The following is a 16230-nucleotide window of genomic DNA, read 5'->3' as shown; positions in this document are numbered from 1 at the left end:
CTACATTCAGCATTTCACGACATGGTTCCGCGCGCTTAAATTCCTGGGGTTAGCTCCATCTGCGAAATGACATTTCCACTGTCGTTAAGATTCTGCTCAACAGAGGCAATATCGTTGCGCTCAGTGCCAGACGCTTTCCCCTCATCCCGCATTTTGCTTTTAATCAGCGACAGCAGCGACTTTAGCTCCCGGAGCGCTTCTTTCAGGGAACGCGCGTCTTCCTGCCGCTGGCTGGCATTTTGTAGCGTATTGAGCACATTATCGATAGTAGATTGTACGCCCGCGACCTCTTCTGATTTCTCTTTTCCGGTCGGATTTTCTTCGTCGTTGACGTCAGCGTCAGAGACGGCCTGCGCTTTGACGGCAGGCTCATCGCTTTCCCCGGCGGAAGCCTGGGCTGCGCTGGAAGCGGTAGCATCGGCACTGTTTCCTGCGCCGGTGTTATCGCTCTGTCCAAGTTGGGAAGCGAGTTGCCCAAGCTGCGAGGAGAGCTGTTTGAGCTGTTTCATAATGTAGCCCCCGGAGCCGCCAAATAACATGGCCAGCGCTTTCAGGCGGGCGATTTCCCGTTTCAATGCCTCAAGTTTGGCGCGTGCATTCGCTTTACTGTTCTGCGCATTTTCCTGCGTAAAGCGATTAAGCGTATTGAGGTTTTCCTGCAAATTTTCGTAATACTCTTTCGCCTGTGGGCTGAGCGTCACGATGCTGGCAGGCGTGGCGTTGACGGTTTCATTGGTGCGGGTGGTCTCCTGAGTACGAGCCGTTCCTCCTTTGGCGGAAGAGGATGTGTAAAGGTCGAGAGAGCTAGTGAAGGTGGGGCGAAGCATGCGCAATACTCCTGAAGTCCATTGTTTATATTAACGGCAGCGGCGAATAAAACTTTACGCATAAAAACATGATCACCAGCGCTAGTGGTCTAACAGAGAACCTAACGCAACAATTGAAATGTCTATTCTGATGATATTTAAAAATCAGAATTTAACGTAAGCATATTCTCTATAGAAATCAGGATAGGTGTTTGTAGAATAATTCCCCGACAGGAGAGTGAACAAACCAAACTCAAAGGATGGAAATATACTGGAACAGTAACTGACCTCTATTTTATATTCATCAGATGGCTATCAGGGCGGCACAATTAGCGGTTATCTAAATGGTTAGGATGAAAATAACAGGTAAATCGAAATGCTTTCGTAAGTATTCCTGTAAATAAATTTTATTAAGGATGATTCTATGCCAAAGGGTTATTTGCTTCGTATTGGCGATAAGACAACATGCGGCGGTCGTATTCTTTCAGGCTCTCCGCATCATAGCCTTGGAAGGGTTGCGACTGCGAGAAATGGTGATTCTGTATCGTGTGGTAAAGATGGAAAGATCTACCACATCGCGGGTGGCATACCCCATTACTGGATTCATGGCGTTGCAGCAGCAGGAACGTTGCATAGCCGAAGCACATGTCCCTGTAGAGCAAAATTTATTTCATCATTTCCATATGCTTCTTATCGGCTTGAAGAAGCAAAATCAGTTAAAGCCATTCCTGTCGCTGCCCCGCCAGTTGCAAACGCTCCTCCTCAACCTGCAAAAATTGCAGAGCCTGAACAACATGCGCAGACAGTGAAAAAGAAAAATAACTTTGCTGACACCTGTGGGCCCGAAGATAACCCGCTATTGAATGGCGTTTATATCTGGACTGAAACTACAGAAACCGGGCACGCTTTTGTTTCCGTGCATGAAAATAACGTTGTTTACCTTTACACCTATGGCAGATACGGAAGAACTGGCGGGCCAATTGAAACGACAGGTGACGGCATTCTCGATTTTATGAAAGGTGATGATGCCAGGGAGTATTACAGAAAGGAACTTTACGAAAATAATGCCCGCGTTTTTAACATCAATGACGCAAGCATACCGAAAACCCGCGCTTTCTTTGAAAATTTGTGGGAAAAAGGGACAAAGCCTGTGGGGATAAAGGAAAACAGTGTTACAGATCGAACAGGTCACTCAATTGACTCCTACGATGTAACAGGAAGAAACTGCACAACCCACACAGTAGCTGGCATAAAAGCAGCGGGCTCGACGATCTTTGATACAAGCTACAACTCAAAGAGCACTCTGCTTCCTATTGAAGCAGAAGAGTATTTTGCTATCCCAGTATCATTACAAAATCATCTTCTCGGTAAAAGCCGAAACCTAAAGTCTATGGCAGTTGTTGAAGTTACTGACGAGTTTAAAAATCAGTATCCGAACATAAACGGACAATATGTATCCCCAGAAGGAATCAAAGGTAAAGCTAAACGCTACGCCGCAGAAACAATGTCTTCAATAGGTTCGATTTCCCCATACTCAGGTGCGAATGTTGGTGGAATCCTTGGAGAATATGATGAGTAATTTAACGAAAACCATTCTTCGATGGGGCGGGATAGTCGCAGTATCACTTTGCTACTTTATTACACTGTTAGCATCAACACTCGCTTACAGTGCATTCAGCGAGAGTGAAAGTATGCGATTTTATGGCCCAATCCCATTAAAAGAATACAAAGCATCAATAGATTCGCTCATGCAAGCCACTGATGGCGTTTTTAGTGTCGCCTTCTTTGGCTTTGCGATCTGTGTCCCGCTGATCTTAATTATCTTTAAAAAGGTAAGATGATTTGGAAGGCTGCATTACGATGACGAATAAAGCAAAGATAGCCCTCAGATGGGGAGGAGCTGCCTTAGTTTTCGCCATCTACTCTGTCGTCCTAATGATCCCACTGCTTGACTATAGCTTAAACATAAAATACCAAGGTGCACCTTCGACAGGGACAATGGAAGCTCGTATATGTGAGGCGATCACATACGACTTAACCCGTTCTATTGATAATCTCTTTCTCATAGCATTCTTCGGTAGTGCTATTTGCCTTGTTTTAGTCTTATTCATCTTCAAAAAAGTGAGATGACCACCAAAGGCTGGGGAAACCCAGCCTTTCCCTTTCATCCTGAATTTGGACAATACAAGCCGAATGCCAGTTGGTGGTTCGTTGTTCAATGTTAGAACGTTCAAAAACAACTTATGCCTGGTAATGTTGATAGCTAAACACATGCAAACTAACTTTTGGCGGTGTTTTATAAAAAAGAGGGGGAATTCTGGAGCGGGCGAAGGGAATCGAACCCTCGTATAGAGCTTGGGAAGCTCTCGTTCTACCATTGAACTACGCCCGCATTGAGATGCGACAGGCATTATAACCTCTTAGCGCGTGAGAGCAAGGCGAGTTTGCGGGTAACCGCTGGAGTTTTAGGCAATTAATCGTCTCAGGTCTAGCACCATTATTTTGTTGTGAAAATTAGGACAACATAACCTCCCGCGTTACGCTTTCAGGCATAGCATAGCTCCCGTTATTCCCACTCATTTCAGAGAATCGCTATGAACGCTAAGCCGTTGGTTTTGGGATTGATTATTTTTGCGGGCTCGTTGAATACTGCACTGGCGGATAGTTGCCAATCCAACATTTTTGGTGGACAGGATTGCCGCTACGACGATGGTACAACCTCCAGCAGCCGGGCCAATATTTTCGGCGGGCAGGATACTAACTACAGCGACGGAAGAACGACAACCAGCCGAGCCAATATTTTTGGTGGGCAAGATACGACGTCCAATGACGGTAAATCATCCAGCAGCAGAGCCAACATCTTTGGCGGCCAGGACACCGATTACAGCGACGGTAGCCATTCCAGCAGCCGGGCCAACATTTTCGACGGCCAGGATACCGACTACAGCACCGGTAAGTCTACAACCAGCCGCGCGAATATCTTCGGCGGTCAGGATACGCAAAACAATTAATTCCACGCCAACACGCAAGCTAACAGGCCGGGCGATCGCCTGTTAGCTTTACTCATCAGCATTTCGGCGGGCTTCCCTGAGGCGGTAAATAACGCAGCGGATCGATAGCCGTCGCCTTATAGCGCAACTGGAAGTGTAAGCGCACAGAATCCGCATCGCTGCTGCCCATGGTGGCGATTTTCTGCCCCGCTTTCACACTCTGCCCGTTGTTGACCAGCAGCGTGTCGTTATGCGCATAAGCGGTAATGTACTCTTCGCTGTGCTTAATCATGATCAGGTTACCGTAGCCGCGCAGCTGATTGCCGACATAGACCACCTTCCCGGCGCCGGAGGCATAAACCGGTTGGCCGCGTGTACCAGCAATATCAATGCCTTTGTTCCCGCCGTCAGACGTGGAATAGGTCATGATGACTTTCCCGGTTGTCGGCCAGCGCCAGCAGCGCTGCCCCACTGGTGGCCACGACGAGAGCGGAACCTGCGAGGAAGGCACCACTTTTGCGGTCTTAGTGCCGGATTTTGTCGAGGATGAGGAGGTTTTCGACGCGCCATTCACTTTCAGCCGCTGCCCCACTTCAATGGTGTACGGCGGTGAAATACCGTTCATGCTGGCCAGATCTTTTACGCTGGTGCCGGTAATACGGGATATGCGGTACAGCGTATCACCCCGCTTCACCGTATAAACGGAGCCGGAATAAGTAGAGTTACTTCCGGCGCAGCTCGCCAGCAGCAAACTGATTGCCAGGCAAATGACAATACGAAACGGGCTTTTCGTCAGGCATCCTGCGCGCAAAACAGATCCTCGAATAGAATAAATGGCGACATATCATACCAGCCACTCGCCGGTTGCTAAACCCTTCAAACTGACTTGCGCGCAATCGGATAACCCTGCGCGATGATTTCCATTATCTCTGGCAAATAAGGAGTGGAGGGCATCTTCACCAGCGCCGGGTAAAATACCTGTGGTGAGGGAAACACATCCACCACATGGCAATGACTGAGTTTACGGGCGTCGACTTCCGATGAGGGCAGCAGCGTTGCCGCGGCGAGACCAGACTCCAGCCACTCCAGGCTGGGTGATGTGCATAATCACCTTCGGGTTACCACCCGCTTTACGAAACAGACTGACAGGCACCGCGCTCGCGGTCTTTATCCTGCATATGATCCCCCGGATATGATGGGCGACTTCTCCTGTGCGGTGGATTAATCACGGTGGCGACCGGGCTGAGAATTTGTAATATCAAGCCCTTTCCGGTGGCGAACATGCTTCCCGGTCTGGTACTGGTGATGCCCTTTTCCGCTCTCTGGGCCACTCTTTTTGCCTGAGCCTCGGATATACTAGCGTTTGCCCGGTGGCGCTGTGCCTGGTAGATCCGTGAGATCGCTTTCTCCCGGTAAGTCACGCATAGCGCCACCCGGCGTGGTTATGTTCGGGAGTCGTTATGGTTATTCAAGAACACGTTATTTTGCTTAACGACCAGGGAGAGGTTCTCGGCACGCAGGAAAAATACGCCGCGCACACATCGCATACACCGCTGCATCTGGCTTTCTCCTCCTGGCTTTTTCGCCCGACAGGCGAATGTCTGGTTACCCGCCGCGCAATGAGTAAAAAAGCCTGGCCCGGCGTCTGGACTAACTCAGTTTGCGGTCATCCACAAATGGGTGAAACCATTGAGCAAGCGATTGTCCGCCGCTGCCGTTACGAAGTGGGTGCCGAGATTGCCGCTATCACCGCCATCGCACCGGGTTTTCGCTACCGCGAAACCGATCCTTCAGGCATTGTCGAAAATGAGATCTGCCCGGTTTTTGCCGCAGAGATCGTATCACCGCTTAAAATAAACAGTGATGAAGTGATGGAATATCAGTGGGTTGGACTGGATGCGTTGCTGCGTGCGCTCAACACCGCGCCCTGGGCTTTCAGTCCGTGGATGGCGGCGGAAGCCACCAGCGCAGAGCAACAGTTACGACAATTTGCCGCAGAGTTAACACAATAAAAAAGCCCCGACGCGACAAACGCCGGGGCTTTTTTTATCGCTGAGCGATTATTTCACCGGACGCATCGCCGGGAACAGGATCACATCACGAATGGTGTGGCTGTTGGTGAACAGCATCACCATACGGTCGATACCGATGCCCAGACCGGCAGTCGGCGGTAAGCCGTGTTCCAGCGCGGTCACGTAGTCTTCGTCGAAGAACATCGCTTCGTCGTCGCCCGCTGCTTTCGCATCAACCTGATCCTGGAAGCGCTGCGCCTGATCTTCTGCGTCATTCAGCTCGCTAAAGCCATTACCGATTTCACGTCCGCCAATGAAGAACTCAAAGCGATCGGTGATTTCCGGGTTCTGATCGTTACGACGCGCCAGCGGCGAAACTTCCGCCGGGTATTCGGTAATGAAGGTCGGCTGGATCAAGTGCGCTTCGGCCACTTCTTCGAAGATCTCCGTGACGATACGGCCCAGACCCCAGCTCTTCTCAACCTTGATACCAATGCTTTCAGCAATCGCTTTCGCGCTGTCGAAGTTATCCAGATCCGCCATGTTGGTTTCCGGACGGTATTTCTTGATCGCTTCGCGCATGGTCAGTTTTTCGAACGGCTTGCCGAAATCAAACACTTCGTCGCCGTACGGCACTTCGGTTTTGCCGAGAATATTCTGCGCCAGCGTACGGAACAGCGATTCGGTCAGTTCGATCAGATCTTTATAATCCGCGTACGCCATATAGAGTTCCATCATGGTGAACTCAGGGTTATGGCGAACGGAGATACCTTCGTTACGGAAGTTACGGTTGATTTCGAACACGCGCTCGAAGCCGCCAACCACCAGACGTTTGAGGTACAGTTCCGGCGCGATACGCAGGTACATGTCGAGATCCAGCGCGTTATGGTGGGTGATAAACGGACGCGCAGAGGCACCGCCCGGGATCACCTGCATCATCGGCGTTTCCACTTCCATAAAGTCGCGGCCTACCATGAACTGGCGGATACCGGCCAGGATCTGCGAACGCACTTTGAAAGTATTGCGGGATTCATCATTCGAAATGAGATCCAGGTAACGCTGACGATAGCGCGCTTCCTGATCCTGCAAACCGTGGAATTTGTCCGGCAGCGGGCGCAGCGCTTTGGTCAGCAGACGCAGCTCAGTGCAATGGATAGAGAGTTCACCGGTCTTGGTCTTGAACAGCTTGCCGCGTGCGCCGAGGATATCGCCGAGATCCCATTTTTTAAACTGCTCGTTGTAGACGCCTTCCGCCAGATCGTCACGAGAGACATACAGCTGAATGCGGCCACCCACGTCCTGCAAGGTTACGAAAGAAGCTTTACCCATAATGCGGCGGGTCATCATACGGCCCGCAACGGCAACTTCGATGCCCAGCGCTTCCAGCTCTTCGTTCTCTTTGGCATCGAATTGTGCGTGCAGCTTGTCAGAGGTCTGATCGCGACGGAAATCGTTCGGGAACGCCACGCCCTGCTCACGCAGTTGCGCCAGCTTCTCGCGGCGAGTTTTCAGTTCATTATTAAGATCGACTGCCGCGTCAGCGCCTTGTGCTTGTTGTTCAGACATGTTGGTTCCTCATAACCCTGCTTTCAAACTTGCTTCGATAAATTGATCCAGGCTGCCGTCCAGCACCGCCTGCGTGTTGCGGGTTTCAACCCCGGTGCGCAGATCTTTAATGCGGGAATCATCCAGGACATAAGAGCGGATCTGGCTGCCCCAACCGATATCCGACTTGGTGTCTTCCATCGCCTGTTTCTCAGCATTTTTCTTCTGCATCTCCAGTTCATAAAGCTTCGCTTTCATCTGCTTCATGGCCTGGTCTTTGTTCTTATGCTGGGAGCGGTCGTTCTGGCACTGCGTGACCAGCCCGGTTGGAATGTGGGTAATACGCACCGCAGATTCCGTACGGTTTACGTGCTGACCGCCCGCGCCAGATGCGCGATACACGTCAATGCGCAGGTCCGCCGGGTTGATTTCGATATCAATATCGTCGTCCACTTCCGGGTAGACAAAGGCGGAGCTAAACGAGGTGTGGCGACGGCCGCCTGAATCGAACGGGCTCTTACGCACCAGGCGATGAACGCCGGTTTCGGTACGCAGCCAGCCGTAAGCGTAATCACCGATGATCTTAATGGTGACGGATTTAATGCCCGCCACTTCACCTTCGGACTCTTCAATGATCTCGGTTTTAAAGCCGCGCGCTTCCGCCCAACGCAGGTACATGCGCATTAACATGCTCGCCCAGTCCTGCGCTTCGGTGCCGCCGGAACCGGCTTGAATATCCAGGTAGCAGTCGGCGCTGTCGTACTCGCCAGAGAACATGCGGCGGAACTCCAGCTGCGCCAGTTTCTCTTCCAGCACATCCAGTTCAGCGACCGCTTCGTTAAAGGTCTCTTCGTCTTCGGCTTCAACCGCCAGATCCAGCAGGCCGCTGACATCCTCAAGCCCCTGACGCATTTGATCCAACGTATCAACGATAGCTTCGAGTGAGGAACGCTCTTTGCCCAGCGCCTGTGCGCGCTCAGGTTCGTTCCACACGTCCGGCTGTTCCAGCTCGGCGTTTACTTCTTCCAGACGCTCTTTCTTGGCGTCATAGTCAAAGATACCCCCTAAGAACGTCGGAGCGCTCCGTGAGGTCCTGAATACGATTTTTTACCGGGTTAATTTCAAACATGGTCTGATTTCTTTTAATGGACTAGTCAAAATGCGGTGATAAGGGCAGAAGTTTACCGGATTCCCGCCCTGTTTTATAGCGAATACTGGCGCTAAAGTGGCCAGAGATTCTCGATGATCAGCTGTACGCTACGATTGCCGCGAAACTCGTTCACATCCAGTTTATAAGCAATATTTACCTGCCGCACACCGTTGTCCGGCCAGCAGGAGGTATCGACGTTAAAAGCGATACCATCAAGCAGCGGACCGCCGCCAACCGGCTCCAACATCACCTTCAGATGACGCTCGCCCACCAGCCGCTGCTGCAGGAGGCGAAACTCACCGTCAAACAGCGGTTCCGGGAACATTTGCCCCCAGGGGCCAGCTTCTCGCAGCATCTCCGCGACTTCCAGCGTCATCTCCTGCGCCGACAGCGGACCGTCAGAGACAATCTCACCTTGTAATAACGCCGGATCCAGCCATTCGGTCACCAGCTCACCAAAGCGCTGGCGAAATTCTTCAAAACGGTGTTCTTCCAGCGTCAAACCGGCCGCCATTGCGTGACCGCCGAATTTGAGCATCATGCCAGGAAACAGCATATCCAGACGCTCCAGCGCATCGCGCATATGCAGCCCCTGAATCGAACGCCCCGAGCCTTTCAGCACGCCGTCTCCGGCTGGCGCAAAGGCGATCACCGGGCGGTGAAAGCGCTCTTTAATGCGCGAAGCGAGGATACCAACCACCCCCTGATGCCACTCGGGATGGTACATTGCTAAACCACCGGGCAGCGTTTCGCCGCTGCGCTCAAGCTGCTCGCACAGCGTCAGGGCTTCGGCCTGCATCCCCTGCTCAATCTCTTTGCGCGTCTGGTTCAACGCGTCGAGATCGCTGGCTAACTGGCGCGCTTCACCAAGGTTATCGCACAGTAACAGCGCAACCCCCACCGACATATCATCCAGCCTGCCCGCCGCGTTAAGGCGCGGCCCGAGTGCAAAACCGAGATCGCTGGCCGCCAGCTTTTGCGCATCGCGGTTGGCGATTTCCAGCAGCGCCTTAATGCCCGGACGGCAGCGCCCGGCGCGAATACGACTCAGCCCCTGCCAGGTCAGAATGCGGTTATTGGCATCCAGCGGCACCACGTCCGCCACCGTTCCCAGCGCCACCAAATCAAGCAGTTCCGCCAGATTTGGCATCGCCAGGCCGCGCGCCTCAAACCAGCCGTTGTCACGCAAAAAGGCTCGCAAAGCCAGCATCAGATAGAACGCAACGCCAACCCCGGCCAGCGACTTCGACGGAAAATCGCAGTCGCGCAGATTCGGGTTAACAATCGCTTCGGCATCCGGCAGCGTGTCACCCGGCAGATGGTGATCGGTTACCACCACAGGGATCCCCAGTTCATGTGCTCGCGCCACGCCGGCATGTGACGAGATGCCGTTATCCACCGTCAGAATGAGCTGTGCGCCACGCGCATGCGCTTGATCGACCACTTCAGGACTAAGCCCATAGCCGTCGTCAAAACGGTTTGGCACCAGGTAACTGACGTTTTCGCAACCGAGCGCGCGCAGCGCCAGCACGCTAAGGGCGGTGCTGGTTGCGCCATCCGCATCGAAATCGCCCACCACAATAATGCGCAGCCCTTCACGCAAGGCGTTGTAAAGCTGCGTAACTGCATCATCGATACCGGTAAGTTGTTGCCACGGCAGCATGCCTTTAACACTGCGTTCCAGTTCACTGGCCGTGCGCACACCGCGGCTGGCGTATAAGCGACGCAGCAGCGGCGGCAAGTCTTCGGCCAGTTCTGCTGCGTCATCCACCTCACGGCGGCGAAGTTGTATCTGAGCTTTCACGCGAATTATTTACCGCCGGTCGCTTTTTGATGTTGATCGAGGAAGGCTTTCATTTCCGCCGGAGCCTGATACCCCGGAACAAGGTAGCCGTCATTCAGCACGATGGCTGGCGTGCCGTTGACGCCAAACTGCACGCCCAGCGCGTAATGGTTGGCAATGTCGATATCACAGCTGGCGGGTTTCACCTCTTTACCTTCCATCGCATTATCGAAAGCTTTTTTAGGATCTTTTGCACACCAGATAGCTTTCATCTGATTTTCAACTTCGCTTGGCACACCCTGGCGCGGGAAGGCAAGGTAACGCACAGTGATGCCGAGCGCGTTGTAGTCTGCCATCTCGCTATGCAGCTTCTGGCAGTAACCACATGTGATATCGGTGAACACGGTGATGACATGTTTTTCCTGCGGCGCTTTGTAGACAATCATCTCTTTTTCCAGCGCGTTCAGATGCGGTAACAGCATCTTCGTGGTGACGTTTACAGGCTGCGCGCCGCTGACATCGTACATCGGGCCCTGGATGATATGTTTGCCGTCTTCGGTCACATACAGCACGCCGCTGTTGGTCAATACGGCTTTCATTCCGGCAACAGGCGCGGGCAGCACTTCGCCACTCTGTACACCCAATTTTGCCAGCGACTGTTTGATCGCCGCGTCATCGGCATGTGCCGCGCCGCTAAACGCCGCCGCCAGCAGGGTGAACATCACTAAACCTTTTTTCATAACACATCCTTAGATTGTCAGCATTCACGCCCGCGGGTGATGCTGTTGATGAAGCTTGCGCAGCCGCTCGGTAGCGACATGCGTATAAATTTGCGTGGTCGATAAATCCTGGTGGCCTAAGAGCATTTGCACTACTCGCAGATCCGCGCCGTGGTTCAGCAGATGGGTGGCAAACGCATGGCGCAAAACGTGGGGCGAGAGCTTTTCACTGTCGATGCCCGCAAGCGTCGCATAGTGCTTAATGCGATGCCAGAAAGTCTGGCGCGTCATCTGCTGCGCGCGCTGGCTTGGAAACAGCACATCAATTGAGACACCGTTAAGCAGCCACGGGCGACCATGCTCCAGATAGTTTTCAACCCAGTACACCGCCTCTTCGCCCAGCGGCACCAGGCGTTCTTTATTGCCTTTACCAATCACTCGCACCACGCCCTGACGCAGGCTGATATCACTCATCGTCAGACCAACCAGTTCAGAGACGCGCAGGCCGGTCGCATACAACACCTCAAGCATCGCTTTATCGCGTAACTCCAGCGGTTGGTCAACCACCGGCGCCTGCAAAAGCCTGCCCACCTGCGTTTCACTTAAGTCTTTCGGTAAACGTTGCGGCAATTTAGGCGATGCGAGTAATGCGCTGGGATCGTCGCTGCGTACTTTTTCCCGGTAAAGGTACTGAAAAAAACGTCGCACGGCGCTAAGCAAGCGCGCCGAGCTGGTGGCCTTATAACCACCACTCACCCTTTCAGCTAACAGCGCCTGTAAATCATCACCTTGCGCTTTTTCCAGACTGCTGGCGTGGTGGTGCAGCCACTCCACCACGCTTTTCAAATCGCGGCGGTAAGCGTTTAGCGTATTTTCCGCCAGATTGTTCTCAAGCCAGAGAGCATCGAGAAACTGTTCGATACGTGCGAGATCCTGTTCCATCCAGCGTCTCCTTTACTCAAACGCTGCATTATGCCTGATTGATGTACGATTCTGGTACACTGCGTGAAAAGACTCATCAAGAATCGAGAAGTTTACGTTATGAATATCGGTCTGTTTTACGGTTCCAGCACTTGCTACACCGAAATGGCGGCGGAAAAAATCCGCGATATTATCGGCCCGGAACTGGTGACGCTGCACAACCTGAAAGACGATGCTCCTACCCTGATGGAACAGTACGACGCGCTTATTCTGGGCATTCCCACCTGGGATTTCGGCGAACTGCAGGAAGATTGGGAAGCGGTTTGGGATCAGCTTGATAACCTCAATCTCGACGGAAAAATCATTGCGTTGTACGGCATGGGCGATCAGCTCGGTTACGGCGAATGGTTCCTCGACGCACTCGGCATGCTCCACGACAAACTGGCCCCTAAAGGCGCGACGTTCATCGGGTACTGGCCAACAGAAGGCTACGAATTTACCAGTAAAAAACCAGTCATTGCCGACGGGCAGCTCTTTGTCGGGCTGGCGCTGGATGAGACCAATCAGTACGATTTGAGCGATGAACGCATTCAAGGCTGGTGCGAGCAAATACTGACGGAAATGGCGGAACGGCTCGGCTGAGCCATCACCCGCCTTAATGCAGCCCCTGCGCCGGATTTTGGATAATCATCCGGCGTAGATCGCGCCACTCCTGCGAATCCATGCTGTCTGCCGCCAGCCATAAATGCTGGCGCCGCCCATCTTCCGCACGGCGTAAACGCAACATCATGCCGCCGCGAATCATCCAGGGTGTACCGACAATATCCCACTCCACACCTTGCCAGCGCAGGCGGGAATCCATGAGCAGTTTGATTTCGCCGTGGCAGGCGTTAATCCGCCGCTGGCTGCGTACGCAGTCGAAAACCACCAGCGACAGCAGCAAAAGCCACAGCGGCGTATAGCTCAACGGCCATGGCATAAAAAGAATGAAGGCCGCCACCAATCCGTGCAGTAATAACGAAATCCATTGTGCGCGCCATGAGACGCGTAAATCAGATTGCCACAGGACCACGATCCCGATTCCGTGTCTGAATTAACTGCACCATTCGCTGCAACTCCGCGTCCTGGGGTTTGCCATGATTCATCAACCAGTTGAATAAATCCGGATCATCACTCTCCAGCAGACGCACAAACACCTGTTTGTCGTGGTCACTGAGCGAGTCGTACTCATGTTCAAAAAAAGGCATGATGGAGATATCGAGTTCGCGCATTCCGCGGCGACAGGCCCAATGGATGCGGGCTTTATTATTAATATCCATGTTCTTCTCCCTTCATAGGCATGAGGGTCTATTGTAACGTGTTTTTAATATTCCTTTTGCGGAATATTTAGCTTCCCGGACCTGCTTCCAGAATAAATCGCATCGTCTGCAAAATTATCACAGTGCTGCGTAGCGCCTCGCAATGCTCGCACAATGGCACAAATCGCATGCTTTATCGCTTGCATTGAACAATGGCTCTTTTACCATTAAGTACCAACACAGCGTTAAGCTAATCAGGACATTATTATGGCTTTTACTCCATTTCCTCCGCGTCAGCCGACCGCATCCGCCCGTCTGCCGCTGACGCTTATGACGCTCGATGACTGGGCGCTGGCAACCATTACCGGTGCGGATAGCGAGAAATATCTGCAAGGCCAGGTTACCGCGGACGTGTCGAAGATGGCGGCGGATCAGCATCTGCTGGCGGCGCATTGCGATTCTAAAGGCAAAATGTGGAGCAATATGCGGTTGTTTCACTTTCAGGAAGGATTTGCCTGGATTTTGCGCCGCAGCGTGCGTGAATCGCAACTTCGAGAACTGAAAAAGTACGCCGTTTTCTCAAAAGTCACTATCGCCGCAGATGACGAACATGTGTTGCTGGGCGTTGCCGGTTTTCAGGCTCGCGCCGCGCTGGCCAATCTCTTCACAACGCTGCCGGACAGCGAAAAGCAGGTTGTGCAAGAAGGTGAAACAACCATTCTGTGGTTTGAACATCCGGGCGAGCGTTTCCTGCTGGTTACTGATGTCGCAACGGCAGAACAGGTGACGGAAAAACTGCGCGGTGAAGCGCAGCTTAACAACAGCCAACAGTGGCTGGCGCTAAATATCGAAGCCGGGTTACCCGTGATTGACGAGCCAAACAGCGCGCAATTCATTCCGCAGGCAACCAACCTGCAGGCGTTGGGCGGCATCAGCTTCAAAAAAGGGTGTTATACCGGGCAAGAAATGGTTGCTCGCGCGAAATTCCGTGGTGCCAACAAGCGTGCGCTGTGGTACCTGGCAGGCGCTGCCAGCCGCACGCCGGAAGCGGGTGAAGATCTTGAGCTAAAAATGGGTGAAAACTGGCGTCGAACCGGTACGGTGCTGGCATCGACTCAGTTGGATGACGGCCGCGTGCTGGTTCAGGTCGTGATGAACAATGACATGGAACCAAACAGCGTGTTCCGCGTCCGCGACGACGCCAGTACGTTAAGCATTGAGCCGCTGCCTTACTCGCTGGAAGAAGAATAATCCGCGTTAAAACAACTGCCATGCTATAGCCGGGCTGGCAAAAGCCGCCCGGCGCTACTGCTTAAACTTGCCCGACATACAAATAGATCGCCAGGAAATGACACACGCTGCCGCCCAGCACAAAGCCGTGCCAGATTGCATGATTATAGGGAATACGTTTACAGACGTAGAAAATGACGCCCAGCGAGTACACCAGCCCACCGACAGCCAGCAGCGTCACACCGCCCACGGATAACCGCGTCGCAAGCTGATAAATCACAATCAACGACAACCAGCCCATCGCCAGGTATGTCACCAGCGACAGCACTTTGAACCGGTGCGCAATGGTGAGCTTAAACAGGATCCCCAGTAAGGCCAGGCCCCAGATAACAATCATCAGCCCACGCGCCAGCGGTGAATCCAGACCGACAAGTAAAAAAGGCGTATAGGTTCCGGCAATCAGCAGATAAATAGCGCAGTGGTCAAATTTCTTTAACCATATTTTTGCGCGCTGGTGCGGAATCGCATGATACAGCGTGGAGGCGAGAAACAGCAGGATCATGCTGCCGCCATAAAGCGCGTAGCTGGTAATCGCCGTCATACTGGCATTGCTGTCTACCGCCTGTACCAGCAGCAGTACCAGGCCGACAATACCGAACACCAGCCCGATACCGTGGCTGATACTGTTGGCAATTTCCTCTGCCAGTGTGTATCCCTGTGCGATTAAAGGTTTCTTAACCATGGTAACTCCGGGAAAACTCAAAAAAACGTCGCAACACTAGAGTAACTGAGAATGATTCCAGTGCACACCTGTACGCTAAAATAAATATCGTTGATGAATGTTTCATGACGCGGGCTGTCCCTCATGAATGCGAAAGTCAGGGAAACGGCGCCGGAGTTATGGCAGCATGTGAGCACGCAAAAAGCCTGCCGGGTTGCATTGGGCTACGTTTACAGCAAGCAAAGGATATCGCCGTGACAATGTTTACTCACTCCGCCATCGCCAGCCTGAATACTCTGGAGATGTTGGTTTACAACTTTGTCATCAAAAATCGCGACAAAGTGATGTACATGACCATTCGTGAACTGGCCGACGCGGCGGGCGTCTCCACCACGACCGTGTTGCGCTTTTGCCGCAAGCTCAACTGCGAAGGCTACTCTGAATTTCGCGTACGATTTAAATTATATTTAGAGCAAAATGAGCCGCCGCAAGCGAATTTTGGCGCCAGCGAAGTAATCAGCTTTTTTAAAAGCGTCAACAATGACGAGTTTGATAAATTATTAGATAACACCGTTGATATTATATTATCTTCCGAACGCATTATATTTGTCGGCGCAGGCACATCTGGCGCGCTGGCGAAATATGGCGCAAGATTCTTCTCAAATATCGGTAAATTCAGTAATCATATCGACGACCCTTATTTTCCTGTCACCAATGATATGGCCAAAAACGCGCTGGCAATTGTCCTGTCAGTTTCTGGTGAGACGGAAGAGATCCTGCGCTTTGCCAGCCAGTTCAGCCTGCACCACTGCAAAGTGCTGTCGATTACCAGCCACGAACACTCGCGACTGGCAAAACTGGCAGACTTTAATATCTCCTGGCATGTGCCGCAAATGCGCATTAGCGGCGGTTACGATATAACTACGCAAGTCCCTGTTATTTATATTCTCGAGTCGCTGGGACGTAAACTGGCGAAGAAAATAGCATAAAAAAACAGTGTGTTTTTTCGGTGTAACAAATTACCCCAGCGGTAATTTGTTATATCGTGACATTTA

Annotated in this window: 16 protein-coding genes, 1 tRNA gene and 2 pseudogenes; 7 read left to right on the top strand and 12 right to left on the bottom strand. The window is 52.4% G+C overall.

Translation table 11 applies throughout. The features are described 5' to 3' along the window. Positions 1–35: 35 nt before the first annotated feature. Complete coding sequence (locus C813_RS27010; RefSeq protein WP_017457631.1) at positions 36–827, bottom strand: hypothetical protein; 792 nt, start codon at positions 825–827, stop codon at positions 36–38. Between the two features lie 403 nt (positions 828–1230). On the opposite strand from C813_RS27010, the gene C813_RS27005 reads away from it, so the two are divergent. Next, positions 1231–2385, top strand: a complete 1155-nt coding sequence (locus C813_RS27005; RefSeq protein ID WP_025263846.1) for a PAAR domain-containing protein — start codon at positions 1231–1233, stop codon at positions 2383–2385. A gap of 739 nt (positions 2386–3124) precedes the next feature. Here C813_RS27005 and C813_RS26990 read toward each other — a convergent pair. Continuing rightward, positions 3125–3198, bottom strand: a tRNA-Gly gene (locus C813_RS26990). A gap of 202 nt (positions 3199–3400) precedes the next feature. Between C813_RS26990 and C813_RS26985 the strand changes: the two genes are divergently transcribed. Beyond that, positions 3401–3817, top strand: coding sequence for a hypothetical protein (locus tag C813_RS26985; RefSeq protein ID WP_017457626.1), 417 nt, complete (start codon positions 3401–3403; stop codon positions 3815–3817). 55 nt (positions 3818–3872) lie between these two features. On the opposite strand, the gene actS is transcribed toward C813_RS26985, so the two are convergent. Both actS and C813_RS47475 read right to left on the bottom strand, forming a co-directional pair. After that, complete coding sequence (gene actS, locus C813_RS26980) at positions 3873–4607, bottom strand: amidase activator ActS (protein WP_017457625.1); 735 nt, start codon at positions 4605–4607, stop codon at positions 3873–3875. 65 nt (positions 4608–4672) lie between these two features. Beyond that, positions 4673–4943 (bottom strand): annotated as a pseudogene (locus C813_RS47475) (LysR family transcriptional regulator); the annotation flags it as partial. Between the two features lie 10 nt (positions 4944–4953). On the opposite strand from C813_RS47475, the pseudogene C813_RS46235 reads away from it, so the two are divergent. Then, a pseudogene (locus C813_RS46235) lies at positions 4954–5140 on the top strand (DUF554 family protein); the annotation flags it as partial. Positions 5141–5256: 116 nt separating this feature from the next. Then, positions 5257–5808, top strand: coding sequence for an isopentenyl-diphosphate Delta-isomerase (idi, locus tag C813_RS26975; RefSeq protein ID WP_017457624.1), 552 nt, complete (start codon positions 5257–5259; stop codon positions 5806–5808). A gap of 48 nt (positions 5809–5856) precedes the next feature. Here the strand turns inward: idi and lysS are convergent, their stop codons facing one another. From lysS to xerD, 5 genes are all read right to left on the bottom strand, one after another. Then, positions 5857–7374, bottom strand: coding sequence for a lysine--tRNA ligase (lysS, locus tag C813_RS26970; RefSeq protein ID WP_017457623.1), 1518 nt, complete (start codon positions 7372–7374; stop codon positions 5857–5859). Between the two features lie 9 nt (positions 7375–7383). After that, a protein-coding gene (gene prfB / locus C813_RS26965; RefSeq protein WP_096325398.1) for a peptide chain release factor 2 occupies positions 7384–8482 on the bottom strand; the annotation gives its coding sequence in 2 pieces (ribosomal slippage) (positions 7384–8406 and positions 8408–8482; 1098 coding nt in all). A 91-nt stretch (positions 8483–8573) separates the two neighbouring features. After that, a complete protein-coding gene (gene recJ / locus C813_RS26960) occupies positions 8574–10307 on the bottom strand; it encodes a single-stranded-DNA-specific exonuclease RecJ (protein WP_017457621.1) in 1734 nt (577 codons plus the stop codon). A 5-nt stretch (positions 10308–10312) separates the two neighbouring features. Further along, positions 10313–11026 carry a bifunctional protein-disulfide isomerase/oxidoreductase DsbC gene (dsbC, locus tag C813_RS26955; protein WP_017457620.1) on the bottom strand — a complete coding sequence of 238 codons (714 nt, stop codon included), beginning with the start codon at positions 11024–11026 and terminating at the stop codon, positions 10313–10315. Between the two features lie 24 nt (positions 11027–11050). Continuing rightward, on the bottom strand, positions 11051–11947 hold the full coding sequence (gene xerD, locus C813_RS26950) for a site-specific tyrosine recombinase XerD (protein ID WP_017457619.1): 897 nt from the start codon (positions 11945–11947) through the stop codon (positions 11051–11053). A gap of 99 nt (positions 11948–12046) precedes the next feature. Here xerD and fldB point away from each other — a divergent pair, with 99 nt between their 5' ends. Continuing rightward, the gene (gene fldB, locus C813_RS26945) at positions 12047–12568 is read left to right on the top strand and encodes a flavodoxin FldB (RefSeq protein ID WP_017457618.1); all 522 of its coding nucleotides are present in this window, start codon (positions 12047–12049) and stop codon (positions 12566–12568) included. 13 nt (positions 12569–12581) lie between these two features. Here fldB and C813_RS26940 read toward each other — a convergent pair whose 3' ends face one another. Together C813_RS26940 and sdhE are read right to left on the bottom strand one after the other, a co-directional pair. Continuing rightward, on the bottom strand, positions 12582–12998 hold the full coding sequence (locus C813_RS26940; protein ID WP_017457617.1) for a protein YgfX: 417 nt from the start codon (positions 12996–12998) through the stop codon (positions 12582–12584). After that, complete coding sequence (gene sdhE, locus C813_RS26935; protein ID WP_017457616.1) at positions 12979–13245, bottom strand: FAD assembly factor SdhE; 267 nt, start codon at positions 13243–13245, stop codon at positions 12979–12981. Before sdhE ends, C813_RS26940 begins: the two co-directional genes overlap by 20 nt. A 246-nt stretch (positions 13246–13491) precedes the next feature. Here sdhE and ygfZ point away from each other — a divergent pair, with 246 nt between their 5' ends. Then, entirely contained in the window at positions 13492–14475 is a 984-nt protein-coding gene (gene ygfZ / locus C813_RS26930) for a tRNA-modifying protein YgfZ (RefSeq protein WP_017457615.1), read from the top strand. 61 nt (positions 14476–14536) lie between these two features. On the opposite strand, the gene trhA is transcribed toward ygfZ, so the two are convergent. Further along, entirely contained in the window at positions 14537–15196 is a 660-nt protein-coding gene (gene trhA, locus C813_RS26925) for a PAQR family membrane homeostasis protein TrhA (protein ID WP_017457614.1), read from the bottom strand. A 239-nt stretch (positions 15197–15435) separates the two neighbouring features. Between trhA and C813_RS26920 the strand changes: the two genes are divergently transcribed. Further along, entirely contained in the window at positions 15436–16164 is a 729-nt protein-coding gene (locus C813_RS26920) for a MurR/RpiR family transcriptional regulator (RefSeq protein ID WP_025263844.1), read from the top strand. Positions 16165–16230 lie beyond the last annotated feature (66 nt).

The organism is Kosakonia sacchari SP1 (assembly GCF_000300455.3).
Classification (GTDB): domain Bacteria; phylum Pseudomonadota; class Gammaproteobacteria; order Enterobacterales; family Enterobacteriaceae; genus Kosakonia; species Kosakonia sacchari.
The sequence above is the reverse complement of the archived record's forward strand: the minus strand, read 5'-3'. Positions and strand labels throughout refer to the sequence as shown.